Annotated in this window: 14 protein-coding genes; 3 read left to right on the top strand and 11 right to left on the bottom strand. The window is 58.3% G+C overall.

Going from position 1 to position 15,206, the window contains the following annotated elements:
• Window positions 1-2,216, bottom strand: a 2,216-nt coding sequence (locus tag A3E77_RS17595) for a VCBS domain-containing protein (RefSeq protein WP_293648353.1), incomplete at its 3' end; no start/stop codon positions are given.
• Window positions 2,217-2,768: 552 nt separating this feature from the next.
• Between A3E77_RS17595 and A3E77_RS17590 the strand changes: the two genes are divergently transcribed.
• The gene (locus tag A3E77_RS17590) at window positions 2,769-3,263 is read left to right on the top strand and encodes a PilZ domain-containing protein (protein WP_293648350.1); all 495 of its coding nucleotides are present in this window, start codon (window positions 2,769-2,771) and stop codon (window positions 3,261-3,263) included.
• A gap of 377 nt (window positions 3,264-3,640) precedes the next feature.
• On the opposite strand, the gene A3E77_RS17585 is transcribed toward A3E77_RS17590, so the two are convergent.
• From A3E77_RS17585 to A3E77_RS17575, 3 genes are read right to left on the bottom strand one after another with little or no spacing between them, the layout of a single operon-like run.
• Window positions 3,641-4,534, bottom strand: a complete 894-nt coding sequence (locus A3E77_RS17585; protein ID WP_293648347.1) for a plasmid partitioning protein RepB C-terminal domain-containing protein — start codon at window positions 4,532-4,534, stop codon at window positions 3,641-3,643.
• Window positions 4,531-5,421, bottom strand: coding sequence for a plasmid partitioning protein RepB C-terminal domain-containing protein (locus A3E77_RS17580; protein ID WP_293648344.1), 891 nt, complete (start codon window positions 5,419-5,421; stop codon window positions 4,531-4,533). Before A3E77_RS17580 ends, A3E77_RS17585 begins: the two co-directional genes overlap by 4 nt.
• Before the next feature lie 2 nt (window positions 5,422-5,423).
• Window positions 5,424-6,995 (bottom strand): recombinase family protein, encoded by a 1,572-nt coding sequence (locus A3E77_RS17575; protein ID WP_293648341.1) that lies wholly within the window; start codon window positions 6,993-6,995, stop codon window positions 5,424-5,426.
• 76 nt (window positions 6,996-7,071) lie between these two features.
• On the opposite strand from A3E77_RS17575, the gene A3E77_RS17570 reads away from it, so the two are divergent.
• Window positions 7,072-7,422, top strand: coding sequence for a hypothetical protein (locus A3E77_RS17570; RefSeq protein ID WP_293648339.1), 351 nt, complete (start codon window positions 7,072-7,074; stop codon window positions 7,420-7,422).
• Window positions 7,423-7,902: 480 nt separating this feature from the next.
• A complete protein-coding gene (locus A3E77_RS17565; protein WP_293648337.1) occupies window positions 7,903-8,238 on the top strand; it encodes a hypothetical protein in 336 nt (111 codons plus the stop codon).
• A 1,245-nt stretch (window positions 8,239-9,483) separates the two neighbouring features.
• On the opposite strand, the gene A3E77_RS17560 is transcribed toward A3E77_RS17565, so the two are convergent.
• The 7 genes from A3E77_RS17560 to A3E77_RS17530 all read right to left on the bottom strand — a co-directional run bounded on the left by A3E77_RS17560 (window position 9,484) and on the right by A3E77_RS17530 (window position 15,154).
• Complete coding sequence (locus A3E77_RS17560) at window positions 9,484-10,215, bottom strand: NYN domain-containing protein (RefSeq protein WP_293648335.1); 732 nt, start codon at window positions 10,213-10,215, stop codon at window positions 9,484-9,486.
• Window positions 10,216-10,521: 306 nt separating this feature from the next.
• On the bottom strand, window positions 10,522-10,869 hold the full coding sequence (locus tag A3E77_RS17555; protein WP_293648332.1) for a hypothetical protein: 348 nt from the start codon (window positions 10,867-10,869) through the stop codon (window positions 10,522-10,524).
• 138 nt (window positions 10,870-11,007) lie between these two features.
• Complete coding sequence (locus A3E77_RS17550; RefSeq protein ID WP_293648329.1) at window positions 11,008-12,159, bottom strand: site-specific integrase; 1,152 nt, start codon at window positions 12,157-12,159, stop codon at window positions 11,008-11,010.
• Between the two features lie 384 nt (window positions 12,160-12,543).
• Complete coding sequence (locus tag A3E77_RS17545) at window positions 12,544-13,629, bottom strand: AAA family ATPase (protein ID WP_293648326.1); 1,086 nt, start codon at window positions 13,627-13,629, stop codon at window positions 12,544-12,546.
• 196 nt (window positions 13,630-13,825) lie between these two features.
• The gene (locus A3E77_RS17540) at window positions 13,826-14,116 is read right to left on the bottom strand and encodes a hypothetical protein (RefSeq protein WP_293648323.1); all 291 of its coding nucleotides are present in this window, start codon (window positions 14,114-14,116) and stop codon (window positions 13,826-13,828) included.
• Window positions 14,117-14,319: 203 nt separating this feature from the next.
• Complete coding sequence (locus tag A3E77_RS17535; RefSeq protein ID WP_293648320.1) at window positions 14,320-14,700, bottom strand: hypothetical protein; 381 nt, start codon at window positions 14,698-14,700, stop codon at window positions 14,320-14,322.
• Between the two features lie 82 nt (window positions 14,701-14,782).
• The gene (locus tag A3E77_RS17530) at window positions 14,783-15,154 is read right to left on the bottom strand and encodes a hypothetical protein (protein WP_293648317.1); all 372 of its coding nucleotides are present in this window, start codon (window positions 15,152-15,154) and stop codon (window positions 14,783-14,785) included.
• Between the last annotated feature and the right edge of the window lie 52 nt (window positions 15,155-15,206).

Raw genomic sequence — 15,206 nt, 5'->3', positions numbered from 1 at the left:
GGCGTCGACACGGTAAAGCTGCCCGGCTGGGTCAGCGCCGCCGCATCGGGCGACGAGCCGTCGGCAAGATCATCTTCATTGACGACGACTTCGCCGCCTTCGGCATTCAGGCCGTTGATCGTGACGCCATCGTCGGCACCGTTGATCGTGATCGTCAGCGTCGCCGTCGACGTGTCGCCATCGCCATCGGTGATCGTGTAGTTGAAGGTCTCGGTCAGCGTCTCGCCGGCCGCAAGCCCCTGCACCGGCTGCGCATCATTGTTCAGGACATAGCTGTAGCTGCCATCGGCGTTCAGCGTCAGCGCGCCATAGGCCGCCGCAAACGGCTCGCCAACCGCGCCGCCGGTTACCGCGGTCACGGTCGCCCCATCGGCGCCTTGCGTGTCGGCGATGCCGTCGGTCGTATTGTCGTCGTCCCCGCCGACGCCGGTCAGCACATTGCCATCGGCGACCGTCGGCCCCTCCTCCGCCACGCTGTCGACGTCGGGACGCGCCGTCGGGGCATCGTCGACGATGTCGATCGCAAGCATGTCCGACGCAGCATCGCCGTCGAGATCGGTGACCGTGAAGTCGAAACTGACTGTCGACCCATCACCGTCGAGCACATTGTCGGTCAGCGTGTAGACATAGGTGATCGACCCTTCGCCGGTCTGCGCGTCATAGCTGTAGCCCGTGACGACCAGCGTTCCCGTCGCGTCGCTGACAATCTGTTGCGGCAGCGAGCCCGGCGTGACCGTGACGCCGCCGATCGCGACGCTGCCCACGCCGTCGGTCGCGGTAAAGGTGATCGTTCCGCTGGTCGATGCGGGGTCGCCGTCGAACTGCGAACCAGGCGTTTCGCCTTCGCGCGCCGGCAGATCGGCCTCGCGCACGACGGTGCCCGCGTCGCCCTCGCCGTCGCCGGGGACAAAGGTGATGACGGTCGGCGCATCGCCGATCGCGATCGTCAGCGTCGCGGTCGATATGTCGCCGTCGCTGTCGGTAATGCGATAGGTAAAGACGTCGTTGACGCCGCCCGCCGTGCCCGGATTGCGGACATAGCTATAGCTGCCGTCGGCGTTGATCGTCAGCGTGCCATATTGGCCCTGCACCGTGCCGGGCGCCGAAAAGCCTTCGCCGTCCGCGCCGCGGATGCCGGTGAGCGTCGCGCCGTCGGCGCCCGGCGTATCGGCCCCGGCCGCGCCGCTGGTCGTTCCCGCGCCCGTCAGGACGTTGCCCGTTTCGGGGCCGCGGGTTGCGGCGGCCAACTGGTCGGTGTCGTTGCGCGCCGTCGGCACGTCGTCGATGACCGAAATGGTCAGGCGCGCGGGCGCCGTATCGCCGTCGCGATCGGTGACGACCACGTCGAACACGTCGGTCAGATTGTCGTTCGCGTTGCTGTTGTCGGTCAGCGTGTAGCTGTATCCCACATTACCCGGCGTCAGGCTGGTAATGGTCAGCTGGCCCAATGGCGTGGTGACGACTTGGCCGACGGCGGTGACGGCGGTGCCGTTGATCGTGATCGACGTCAGTCCGTCGGGGGCGTTGACGACGATCGATCCGGTGACGGTTTCGCTTGTTGCGGCGCTGTTGCTGCCTGCCGGCTCGTTGCCGCGTGCGGGCAGTCCGGCCTCGTCGACGCTCGACGTCGCATCGACCGCTCCGGCCGGCTGGTCGGGCGTGACGACGGAAATGGTGGGCTCTTCGTCGGGAACGTCGGGCAGGAGTTCGCGATCTTCGGGCTGGGGAAAGGCAAGCTCGGTATAGGGCAGCAGGTCGCCCAGCGCATAAGGGTCCTGAATCGCGCCTTCGGGATCGGCAAAATTTCCGCCCGAACTGCGGATGCCGGCTTCGGGGTTCAGCTCGTCAAGATTTTCGAGCAGCTGCGCCACCGTGCTGGCGGGAACCGTGTCGCCATCGATCACGATCGCGGGAACATCCACCGCCCCACCCGGAATGACGAACACCTGCCCGTTCGGCAGGGTGACGATCAGGTCGGTTCCCGAAACGGTGATGTCGTCGATCGAGGCACCGGCCGGCAACAGGATCCGACCGCTGGCGTCGGGAACAAGGATGGCCTGGATCGCAATCGGCATGGCGGAAACGGCCGCGGTGACTTTCGCCGCTGCGGCTAGATAGTCGCTGCCGCCAACCGCCTGGTTCGTCTGGTCGGTCGTCGCGCCATCGCGCAGCGACCCCGCCGCTCCACCCCGGGCCGGATTGTCAAAAGCATCCATGTCATTATCCCTCGAATACGCCGCACCCTGCGCCGAAAACGGCACAGCAAAAGCTCCCAAATTTCAGTGCGACCCATCAGTCCGACGACTCGGACTCCCCTACCCCTTGAGGGAAGCATGGTTCTTTCAGACTCCGCAAGCTTGTTAACACATTTTTATCTAACCTAATTTTTCGTCATACAAGTGGCGGGTTTCCGTGGCATCGGCCTGCCTAATAGCTAAAATATTCAATAGGATGCCGAAAGCATGTCGGCTGGGAAAATGCTTGTCGGCGGCGTCATTTCTGTCCCGAACCGGATCACTAAAAATAACGGCGCGTCGTAAATCGACGCGCGTTTGAGTGAGAGACGAGCGCCGCTTATTATATTTTGACTGATTCCATATTTAACCGAACCAGACATATTGGAACTGGAACACGTAACAAGATTCCACAAACGACAGCCGCCGACGCTCGGCTCTCGGGGCACAAACAGCCGCGCCCTGATTTGAAAGGCGGCGCGGAAATCCAATGTTAAGTTTGTCGGCCGATAGATGCTCGCCAAGGAGGCCGCGGTGAGATCCTTGCTGGCACATATTGCGAACCCGGCCGAACCGGCGAACCGCCGACGCACCGAACGCCGCACGCTCCGGCTTGACGTCGCTGTGCGTTCATCGACGCGGGAAAGCGCGGTCATCATCCGCAACCTGTCTCGAACCGGCCTGCTGATCGAAACCGACGCCTATTTTGCGCTCGGCGAAACCTTCATCCTCATCCTGCCCGAACTCGGCGCCGTTCCCGCGCGCGTCGTCCGCGAAGAGGGCAAATCGCTGGGATGCGAATTTTTGTCGCCGGTCCCCGCGAGCGTGATCAGCGCCGCATTGCTGAAGGCGCCGCACGACGCCGAAGCCGACGCGCTCGCCCCCGCCGCGCCCCCGGACGATGCCGGCCATTTTGTCCGGGCGCGGCCGCTCGGCGCCTTTCTCTTCACGGTCCTGACCGCCTTGTTCTCCGCCGTGGCGCTGCTGTTCATCGTCGCGCTCGCGACGCTCAATTTTTCGGCCGAATGAAGCACCCGCCCGCAATGCCGCGCGGACCGGAACGGCCGCGGCATGGGAATATCTCGAACAGGGAAATGGTGCCGCTTACAGGACTCGAACCTGTGACCCCATCATTACGAAGACCTTTTTCGGTCTGGCACAGTGTGAGGAAAGCCTAGGCTTTTAGGCAAAAAAGGCCCCCAATTTGGCCCCCACCCAATCGATTCCTAAACTCAAGTGAGTTCCGGATTTGACGTTTGCCTTTCGGACGAATTTTGGCTCAGTCGGATTACCGAAAACGACCCGACGCGTACCCGTTTGAAACAGATCGAAAATCTTAAAACCGGCCGGTGAGGAGCGTCTCGATAGCGCTAGCGGTTCTGCAGATCATCCGTCATGACGAGCAACTAGGCCGCGTTTCGTAAAAGTGCGATCCGCTGAAACTCAGCGAGCAGTTCCGGGTGGTGCTTTGCTAGATGATGGACGATCCGCAAATTTTCGATCAAGCGGCAAACGTAGCCCATCGCTAGAACCAAATCGAGATGATCGGTGCCGTAAGATTGTTCGACCATTCGGAACTCGCGATCGATGTTGCTCGCCTCGCGCTCCATATGGTCAATTTGTTCGTCGGACAGCCCACGAACTACCTTCCGTTGCTCGTCCACAAGCTGGCTCTGCGGCGTCGCTGCTACAAGCGATTGGGCATACGGCCGTGAGTAACGGTTCATCGCGATCATGGTCTCGGCAACTTCGATTTGCCGCATAGGTCGAAGCTTTCGCAGCTCCTGAAACGTCAAGATTGGCACCATGCGATCCTCGAGCAGCTTGACCACTTCATCGCAGATCCCGTCAAGCAGTCGGCGCTTGTTGCGAATGCTGCCAATGTTGACGTTCAACGCGCGCGCGAGGCGCTCGGGTGACACGCCTTGTTCGATGGCCCTCAGGATCATCTTGTGTTCCTGAACAGTCGCGATGCGGTTAATCCGCTTGTTGTAGGTGATCGCCTCATCATCGGTCGCAACGAGACAAACGACGTCAGCATCGCCGCGCTCTCGCAAAATATCGAGCCGCAAGTGGCCGTCCAATAACCGATAGCGATCGCTCGCTCCTGGCAGCCTGACGACTACAGGTGGTTCGATTATGCCAACTTCCCGGATCGATGCAGCAATCTGGCCGTACTTCATCGATGCCCTTACCGCACCGGATACATCGCGAAGTGTTTCAATATCGGCGAGCGGAATCCGCAAACTGGTGGATTCGAAAACCAGCTTTATCTTGGGATGGCGGTTGCTGGAGGTCACGGCGCAATTACCCGCGTATTGTGGATACGCTCCGCAAGACGGTTGGGCATCGTTTCCAAGCCCTCATCTTCGAGCAGTACGACAAACGTATCGTCGTTCGCGAGCTGGCCAAGCGCCTCGACGATGAACACGAGACGGTTGCGCGTTGCTTCGGTCTTTTTGATCATGAGGCGCTTCCGCTCGGTATCCTCTTGAAAGGCCTTCACCAGCGCTTCGGGTGTCATCGTTTCTTTGCGTAAACGGTTCGGGAGGTTCGTCGATTTGCCCGAACGTTTGCGCACCTCGACCAAGCGGCGGGCTGCGATCAGGCTGCGACCGCGCAAGAGCTTGCCTTCATATGCCTTGTGCAGCGCCGCCTGAACGCCTTGGTCGTCCGATTCACAAATCTCCAGGGCAACGGATATTGGCAGATAGCCTGCTTCAACGGCTGCAACGAGGCGTCGTTCTCCCCGCTCAAGCAATCTGGCAATCGCGCTAACGTAATATGTCGTGAGCCCGGTTTTCTCGGCAATCTCGCTGTCGGCATAGCCGCGTTTCCTCATGCCAACGATGTCTTGAAGAAGATCCACACCCTGATGCTGACGACGGGCACAGTTTTCGACTAAGCTGGCGACTAGGCAGTCTTCTGCATCCGCCGTGACGATTAAGGCGGGCACGTCGGTCTGGCCTAGCTGGCGAAATGCTTCCAGCCTCCCTTGACCGCATACCAAGTCATACAGCGGGCCGTCAGGACCCTGCCGCGACGTGACTGTAATGGGCCGTTTGAGCCCAATGTCCGCGATGTTTTCGACAATTCCCTTAAACACCTTCTTGTTGCGCAGCCGTGGGTTCACGATCGTGATGCGATCGATCGGGATCATCTCAACGCGTTGTGCTGGAAGCGCCATCGCTAAGCTGCCCTTCGGAAGGGAGCGCGCTTGGCCAGACCGAACAGTCCATCAAGCGTGTCGTACCGAAATGCGTCCAGCGAGAGCCCGTTGTAGTCGGCCAGCCTCATTACGCTTTCGGCCAGTGTCATTCTCGGTAAGATGTAGAAGTCGTGCGCGCTGGCATTGTCCTCGTCCATCCGAACGCAAATCGCGAGGTCGAGCCGAAGACTTTCTTCAAGCCTGATTTTCCACCGCCGATGCCCGCCCTGTGTCAGCTTGCAGCGAGCAATCACGATTGAAGCTGTGATCTCGTCATTGATCAGCAATGCGTCACTTTCGAGCATTCGAATGGCAGAGCCGCCAGCTGTTTGAATGCCTTCGATCACCCCCTTCACGATCGAAGGATGCATTTGACGAAGTGCGCGATTGATTTCGAGGTAGCGATAGTCATGCTCTGGATTGAAGCCGACTAGAGCGTAGGCGCGGAGCAAGCTGCCAAAGCGGGATCGGTAAGCACTGCTCGACGGGCTCTCTTCAAATTCGTCAATGATCAGCCCAGACAAATACCCATTCGACTGAAGGATGTGCTCCAGCTGCTTGAGCATTTCCTCATCGGTCATGCGCTTAGACCGCTGCTCGATAATGACCCGTGCGCTATCGAACTGCAGTTGAGGAATGATGGCAGGAAACGCCTGATCGTGCCTGATCCAGTCGGCCGGATTGTTCCGGACATGCTTCGACTTTAGCTTGAACGAGGTCCGACCCCAAACATTATGACCGGCGTATTTGTCGTTGATCAAAATTTGATGGACTGCACTGCGAGTCCAAGGTCGTCCGAGATCCGAAAGGATGCCTTGCGAATTCAACCATTCTGCGATTGTTCGCTCGGATCGCTGTCCTTCGACAAACTGGTGATAGATCTCTTGGACAATGGCGATTTCTTCGGCCGGTCCTTCGACGAGTACGACGCGGTCAGTTGCAATGCTCTTGTGCTCTCCGCGCTCCAACGTTCCCTTTTGCTGACCGCGCTCGTCGACCAACATGCGTCGCAAGCCAAAGCCCGGCGCTCCGCCTTGGCGATATCCGAGACCGATAAGGCGGCATTGGCCCGCGAAGACTTTGACTGAAAGCTCACGGCTATACTCGCCAGCCATCGCACGCTTGACGGTCTTGATGATCGACGAGCCTATTGTGCCGTCGTTCTCGAACTGCTCCGCACAGTAATGGACGGTGATCCCCGCGCGCTTACAGCGAAGTTCACAGTAGGCCGCTTCATCCGTATCCTGCCACCGGCCGAGCCGACTAACATCGTAAACCAGCAGCGCCTCAAAATCGATGTTGCCGCAATCGATGTCGGCTAGAAGGGCCTGCAGGGATGCTCGGCCATCAACGCTTAGGCCGCTCTTGCCCTCGTCGGCGTAGGTGCGAACGATCTCAAACCCTCGGCGCGCTGCGTAGGCTCGGATTTCGGATGCCTGATTGTCAGTTGAGTACTTCTGATGTTCGGTCGACATCCGGACATATTCCGCTGCCCGCTTTTTGGGCGGGTCGCTGGGTTGGCTGCCGTCTTCTGTTGTCCATTCGATGACCATCGGAACGCCTTGGGATTGCCCGTAAACTAGCCACTGGCCCCTCTGCCGTCCGACGTAACAGCAAAGGAGAGGCAGCATGTTACCGAAAAAGGGCAGTTCGTTTCCAATCGGACGAGACATCCTGACCAGCGCTGAGTTTGCTCAGGTCATCGCTTCGGCGCTCAAGATCGAGTTTGGATCAGCCCGTAATGGTGCGAAGATCATCATGAAGTGGACAGGCGCTAGCCAGCGGACCGCTAAAAACTGGTTGAATGGAACGCATGCGCCGAGCGGGGTTCATCTTGTGCTGCTCGCTCGCCAGTCCAATGCTGTCGTGAAGGCGATCATGCTTCTTGCCGACAGGCCCGAGATGTCATTGGGGGCGAGCATGATCTCGCTGAGACGTCTGCTCCTGGATATGCTGGCATCGCTTGACGAGATGATGTGATGAGGTTGAGCGTTGATCGCAGATCGAGTTCAATCAGCTCCGCAGAAGGTAGCTCAAGGCTTTGCCCAGCCCAACGATGAAGGCACCCACCACAATAAGTGTCGAGATCCAATATTCTATTGCCAACGCACGCTCGCACTGTTTCTGGTCGGGCTCATTCATCCGGCACAGATGACGAGTAAAAACATTGTAGGAAAGCCGTTCGAGCGTTGAGATTGCGAAATAGGAGATTGGTGCTCGACCCAGTCCCGAAAGGGGGGAGGGCCTGTAGCCGAGCACCCTTCGTACCAGCGGTTGCGGCTGGCGGCGACAACGCGCTAGTCTCTCTTGCGTCATTATCGCACGGCGCCCGGCGAAGGTTGCAATCATCTGTGAGGGCGACGGAAAGATTAGCGTCGATCGCGAAAATGCCGCTCCCATTTTGAAAAGAGGTGGGCTAAATTTGTCGCCAGAACAAATCTTCAAACGGGGAGTCGCAGGATGCTTATCGCTTCAATTCTAATGGCCACTATGGCGCCCGCACCGGCCGGTAACGTGGACACCACTCGCGCCGCCTTTACCAAATGCCTGCGTGCGCATCTGAAGAAGCAGCTAGAAGCGAAGGTGAGCGAAGCCGAGTTTGCTCTTTCCGTCAAATCTGCCTGCGAGACGGAACAGAGTTCTTTCGCTGCGGCGGTAACGGCCGCCAACAGGGCCGGTGGTGATTCCGCAGCCGACGCAGCCGAAAATGCGGAAATGCAAGTCGACGACTATCACGCAAACTTCACCGACAAGTTCAAGGATTATTCTTCTACCAACACTATGCCCGGCGAGTGAACGCGCCTTCAGGCGGGATCGCGCTTAACGGGCGCGGTTCTTCGGCCTCTTTCGCCTGAATAGTCGCGCGTTGGTCCGATGGTTTCCAATTTGTCCCGCTATAGATCAGTCGCACTCCGACCTGCGGCGCCGGTTACGGAACTTTCAGCTTCACCGGTTATTGGTCCAATAACCCCGGTTCTCAGCGACCCAACCCAGAGGGCCGGGGCCCATCTGATGTTTCCGCTCAGCCGCCCGGTGACGCTCACTCTTCCACAGTAAAATGAGGGGGTGATCGACCCTCGTTGACTCGTGCCCCTGCTGGCGTACGCTCCCCGGCCTGACGCTCTTTGGCGACCTTCAAGGGCGGAAGGTTTCTTAACCCCCATGCCTTGCACAGCTATGGGCATGAGAACGAAAAGACCTCGCCCCACCGCGAGGTCTTTTTGGCGTGTGGGAAGCCGGAATAGGATCAGACTTGTGGTGACGGCCGGAGCGGCGACGTTACGCCGCGAACCAAGTGCCTTGGCGAAATAGTTTGGCTTAATATGCTTCTCTGAGTGCCACCATTTTCACCGCGAACCCAATTTGGGCACTCGGCGGCCATCGTCAGTCGTCGCGGTTTGCTCGGATGAGGACGAGCAAGACGCAAATCAGAGCAATGCTGATCGCTACTATGCCCAAGAGGATCATTGGTCGGCCACCCGAATGGTATGCGCTCACGGTCTATGCCGGTCCAGCAGCAAAGCGGGGTGCCGGTTGGACTGTCCCATAATAGTTCGAGTGCAAACTATCTCGCGTTGACGGCAAACGCAGCTTTGATAAATTATCATCAACTCCGACCGCTGCGAGCGGTCGCGGGGGGCAGCATGAAAATGCCGGAAAGACCGCGTTCCACTGGCGCGGTCTTTTTGCTGGCGGAAGCTAAGCTGGAGACGCCGACGTAAGATCAGCGTTGAGAAGGTCTGCCGCCGCTTGGGCCGCAACTTTGGTGCGATACGATTGGGCAAGCGACGTCTCGGTCGTGACGGCGCCCATCACCTCGATCTCGACAAGCCAATACTCGCGCACAGGGTCTGGACCGTGAACCTCATATACCGGCATCTAAAGCTCCCGTGACTGACGGCGCAACGTAAAAAGGAATTCGTATGCCTATCGACTCAACGCGTTGAACAAGCTGCCAGCGGGAAATTTCCCTGCAAGCTGAATCTCCGAATTCCGGCAAGACCGCGAGCTGCACGGCGGTGAGGGCGTCTAGGCCCGATTTCACTTGGGGCGGATATGGACTAAAAGATTGTCGCGCCGCACATCGAATGCTGCGGATTTGTCGACAAGTTGGCTGAGCTTGGGAAAGCCATAACTACGGGGATCGAAGTCAGGCATTTCAGCGACAAGCCGCGTGCCCACCGCGCCGAGAGGATACCACCCGTCCAACTCTTCAAGCTGACTGAGAGCAGCTTTAATGAGGGGCACAGCGTCCGTGGGCGGCAGCTTGAGCGTTGCGGCCGGTAGAGACGCTCCCGCGCCATTGGAAGAAGCCTTCCCGTCGCTGACCGAGAGATTTTCGGTAAAGACGAACCGTTTGCAAGCGTGCCTAAAGCTCTGTGGCGTCTTTTGTTCGCCGAAACCGTAGACGGCGATGCCCTGTTCACGGATGCGGGCTGCAAGACGGGTGAAGTCGCTATCGGATGAGACAAGGCAAAAACCCTCAAACCTGCCAGAGTGCATTAGGTCCATTGCATCTATCACCAGCGCAATATCGGACGCGTTCTTGCCGCCAACATTGGCAAAATTCTGGTGGGGCATAATTGCGTGAGCCGCGAGCACTTCGGCCCATCCTTTCAAGCGAGTGCCCGAAAAATCACCGTAGATGCGGCGCACGCTGGCCTCTCCGATTGTCGCGATCTCTTTAAACAAACCGCTCACGATCTTCGGCGACATATTTTCGGCATCGATAAGAACAGCCAGTTTGGCGAGGGGTTCGGTTGCAGTCGTCATAAAGCGAGCATGGCACATCGCGATAAATAAAGATTGAAAGGGGACGATCACCGGTGCCCCACCCGCATCGAACTATCAGCGCTAAGGCATTGTCGCATTAGCAACAATGGCAAAGTTTATCCTTGCGGATGCGCGATAACTGGCGCGCTGGGAGCGCCGTAGGGTCGCGGTGGGGGGTAGGCTCGGTGGGAGAGGCCGTTCGGCCGTGAGCTTGTGCAAAAGCCAAATTTGGAAGCATGCGTTGGCATGGTCATCACCCCCGTTCACGTGCCGATTCGAAGCAGCAGCAAACGGGGGCATAGAGCGCTATGCGAAAAGACTGTAACTGCCGTCCCGGTTGCGACGCCAAAGCCCACTGGCCCGATCGTGGCCCACCCCATAATCAAGGTGTTGGGTGACGTGGTAGCGCTTGAAGCCCAAAAGGCCTGTGACGGCGATGATCTCCCTTTTCGTGACAACGCCTTCGGAAATACAGGCGGCGATGAGCGCCATCACCTGATCGTTCCTATTGGTGCCCGGCGCGATGTTGCGTAGCAGCGTGCTCAAACGACCGAACAGCGCGGCAGGTCCTGACCTGACCATGGTCAGTGCCGGGCGAATTTTAATGTTCGCGGCTGACGCCCTTTTTGGGGGTGCCGAGAAATTCGTACTCATGATTTTATCTTTCGTGGGACCGGTCGATACCGGCGACAGTTTTGTTTTCCGACGACACCGCGCCGAAAAAAAATAGGGACGAACCCCTGTCCCCATCCACGCACCAGCCGTTAGGCCAGCACATGGATGGGGGAGAAGTTAGATGCGCATTTGTTTTGCACCCGCCTCGACCGCCGCCATCAACGTTTCGTTGGCGAGGTGACTGTAGCGCATGGTCGATTGATGATCGGCGTGACCCAGGATCCGCCCAACGGCATAAAGGTCGATCCCGGCGTTAATCATGAACGACGCCGCTGAGTGGCGCAGGTCGTGGATATGCAGGTCGGCCAGGCCCGCTGCGTCCCGTGCCGTGTCCCATGGCCGCTTCAAGTCGGTGTACGGATTTCGCGTGATCGGGTTAGGCAGCAGCCAAGGGCATCCATCCCACCTTGGCAGTTCCTCGATGATATCGATCGCCGCTTGCGACAGCGGCACATAGCGCGGCACCCCGGTCTTTGTTGTCGGGATGTGCCATGTCCGCCGTTCCAGATCGACGTGCTGCCATTGCGCGGTCAGCAGTTCGGTCTTCCGTGCGCCGGTTAGCAACAGCAGGCCGATTATGTTTTTCAACTGCGGGTTGCGTGACTTTTCCGCCTGAGCCAACAGCTTCTTTGCTTCCGCCGCCGACAGGTACTTGGTGCGGGCATTCTTGAAGCGGCGGCGCGGGACATTGCGAACCGGGTTTCGATCGGCGCCCGCGATATTCCATTGCCTGCCAAGTTCGAACGATCGGCTAAAGATTACGCGGATTTTCTCGATCGTTGCTGGGGCCAGTCCTTCCGCGATCTTATCGGCAAACCACTTAGAAATGGCCTGCGTGGTGATCTCGTGAAGCCGGTACTTTCCCCACTGAGGAAGAAGATGAACGCGCATCACCGATTCCGTGTTGCTGGGGACGCGCTGATAGGTCTTGGCGTGCTCAAGGTGCTGCGCGGCCAAGTCCGCATAGGTCGGAATGCTTTTCACCTCTTTCTTCTTCGCGGCCGGATCGCCGCCCAGGGTGACTTCGGACAGGCGACGCTTGGCCTCTTTGCGGGCTTGATCGAACGTGATGTCCCCGAAGCGGGCGATCTTGGTCGTCTGCAGCTTCCCGTAGGCGTCCGAATAAATGAAGTAGTAGGTCGCGCCTCCGGAGCTGCGGACCTCGAAGGCGAACCCGGTAATCGAAGCATCTCTGAAGACCGTTTTTCCTTTCCCGGTTTCGGTTCTGGCGTTCAGGCAAAAGTTGTTGTCGAGTTTTACGACAGGCATGAAAATCTTCCTTGTGAATGGCGAGCGCCGGGCGCGCTGAGGGCGCCGCAGGGTCGCGGTGAGGGGTGAGGTGGCCAGACGGCCGAGTTGGCGCTGTGGCCTTTGGCAAAATGGCCATTTGGGAAGCGCCGAAGGCGAAGGGGGCGCCGCGCTGCCGAGGTGTCGTAGATCGTCGTAACGATGATCATTGACGCATCGATGCCGATATCGGGAACGCAAGTTCGGGTTGGTTCCGACACAGGCTAAATCGAATGCTGCTCGGCGGCCGGCTGTGAACGATGTTTGTAGGCTAAGTCGAAGGAAGGGTTATTAATTCGATCGCCGTTGCCCTCGGGTCGCGATGAGCGGAGCACGGCATGAAAGCTGAAAACTGAATTCTGGCGTTCACCCGGTCCATCCCGGCGAGGACAGCATATCAGTGAGGTCATTGATCGGCCGGATCAACTCAAACACGTGAATGCCGCGAGCCCGCACCACATAACGCCAGAAATGTTTGTCGGTGTCCTCGCCGACATACTTCTCGAGCAGCTTAAGGACGCGGCGCTTCGAGACTTTATCGTGGTCCGCGACGCTACGGACAATTTCCATTTTCCCGTGCTCACCGCTGTGGTGGATCGATAAGGCCAACGCTTGAAGAATCTCGTTGTCTTGAGTTCTATAGTCGAGCACGTCGTCGGCTCCGCCGTCATAGCCATCGGTTTCATGGACGGACATCAGGCGCGCTATGTAGGAGAGTTCGGGTTCCGGCGAGTAAGCGTAGGTAAGTCTGTCGGGCACGTTCCCGCGCCGTTTCTTATTGGTCAGTTGGGCAAGGCGCTTTCCGTCCCGGCCGTCTTGAACGTCGATGACATAAGCGCAGTCTAGGTCATCGATGATGTCGCTGACACCAGCGAACACGTTTTTGCCGTTTGCGTCGGTGTGCTTGTTCGTGTGGGCAAGACTGAGTAGTGTGCCGCCTGCGAGGACGAAGCGGCGAATGACTTCGGTGAATCCGCTGGTTTCGCTTTTGCTCATGGGCTGCGTGAACTTCTTGAAAGTGTCCAGGATGAGGAGCTTGCCGCGGGCAGTCCCTTCTTGGATCATCTCTTCGATCGCTGATGTCAGCAGACGCGCCTTGAAGCCCTGATAGCCTTCGGCCACGACATGAACGCCGTATTCGTCAAGGACGCGGACCTTGTCGGCGACGCCTTGAGTCGTGTCGTCAGCATCCACATAAAACACGTCGCCGCCAGCTATGCGTTCGGCCTCGATGGCCTCGATCAGCATGGCCAGCGTAATCAGAGTTTTACCTGCGTTCGGGGGTGCGCACAGCACCGTTCCCTGCCCGGTTAGACAGAATGAGCCCAACAATGGCTTTTGTTCGATGGCCATCTCTTCGAGCTTGGCCGCCTGTCCCTGCAGCGTGAATTTGAGCAGGGGGTTGATCTTCTTTTTGAGGGATGGCGCCGGTTTGGCACTGGGATCGCTCATACATATCTCCATCAGAATTAAGTCTGACCGCGTCGCCATGTCGGCGTAGAGATGTCTTCACCCGCAAAGTTCGGGCTTGGTCAGAGCCACCGCGAGCAACGTAAAAGCCGCCGCCGACCGGGGGAGACCGGTCGACGACGGGGCAGTTTTCAGAAATCAGCTTTTCGGCCCTACGCCGCACGGCGTGCACACGGCATCAGTCATATTTGGACCACTGCTTAAGGATCAGGCTGTAGTTTCCGGCCTTGTCGACCGACCAAAGGCAGAACTTCAGATTTTTGCCTTCGAAGTGATCGAGAACAAACTCGATGATGTCCCATTCGTAAGGGCAATCTCGGGTGGTGAGGAAATGCCGAATGCTGTCATTATCTTGATTTCCGCGACCGATCAGGGCGGCCAGCACCACGGGAAGTGACTCAAACTCAAGCTCGCTCAAGTCCATCATTACATCGGGTTCAAACTCAATAGCGCCCGACGCGGCGGCCAAGCGCCGTCGCACGTAATCGATGTGATTTGTATGCATGTTTAACACCTAAAAATTCGAGACTGTTGCTCGAAGACAAACGATCAAAGATCGATTCGCGCTGGGGGCTGATGCCGTAGGTGTGTTGTCAAAGGTAGAGGTCGCCGGAGCGAGCCAGTAGACAGCGCGAGGACTGAAATAGGCGTGGCATAAGAGATTTCAAGGCCTCAGGCATGATGCCTGCACATTTCGAGGATTTCGGTTCGCGTGCGCCCATCATTCTCGATGAAAAGTACGTAGGCAAAGGTGCTGCCGAACGTGAAAATCAACTCGAACCAGCCATCGTGCTTTGCGAGCCAGTCCCAGTGCTGACGGAACCCAGGTTCGCCAAACCGGATGCTGTCCATCGGTTCAATCAGCGGTGACAGCCCAATGTGTCGGATGATGTCGGCTTCGGTGTCACCCCGGTGGACGACGAGATATTCGGTGTAGTCAACTAGGTCTTCACTCAGCGCCCCAATGCGCTCGGCGAGAAGGCGATGAAGGTTCGGTTCGAGGTCAAGAGTCAGCGCACGCGCAAAACCGGCGCGATCGTAAAAATGCAGCATGGACATATTCCTTTCAGGCAAAAAAAATAGCGCCAAGGGGTGATCCCTGGACGCTTGTGGTTGTTGGCGTTGGTGGTTGGTGTCAGGCGTGGTCGCGAACCAGTCCAAGCAAGGCTGGGTCTATGTCCGGCCGATCGGGAACGAGCAGCACAAGTCCGAAGCCGTCGTCACTGACAATGGTCACCGCCTCGAACCAAGCGCCGCTGTGGCGCTCGACATATTCGAAACTGGCGGTGAAGCCGGGCTCGCCCTGCTTGCTGCCGTCAATCATATTCGTGGCAAGCGGAATCCCCGCCGCTACCTCGATCGCGGCGAGCGCATCGCCCGGCTCGGCCACGATAAAATGGGCAAGCTCGCCCAGATCGTACCCTTCCTGTTCGAGCAACTGTTCGCGCCTCAGCGCCAACAGCCGTATCAGGTCAGCGTCGATTGGTGACGCCAGCGCGCGGGTCATTTCGGCCCAGCTTCGAATTGAAATCATGTAAGTGTCCTTCAATGCAAAAGGC

It is taken from the genome of Sphingopyxis sp. RIFCSPHIGHO2_12_FULL_65_19, from assembly GCF_001830555.1.
In the GTDB taxonomy this organism is placed as follows: Bacteria; Pseudomonadota; Alphaproteobacteria; order Sphingomonadales; family Sphingomonadaceae; genus Sphingopyxis.
The sequence above is the reverse complement of the archived record's forward strand: the minus strand, read 5'-3'. Positions and strand labels throughout refer to the sequence as shown.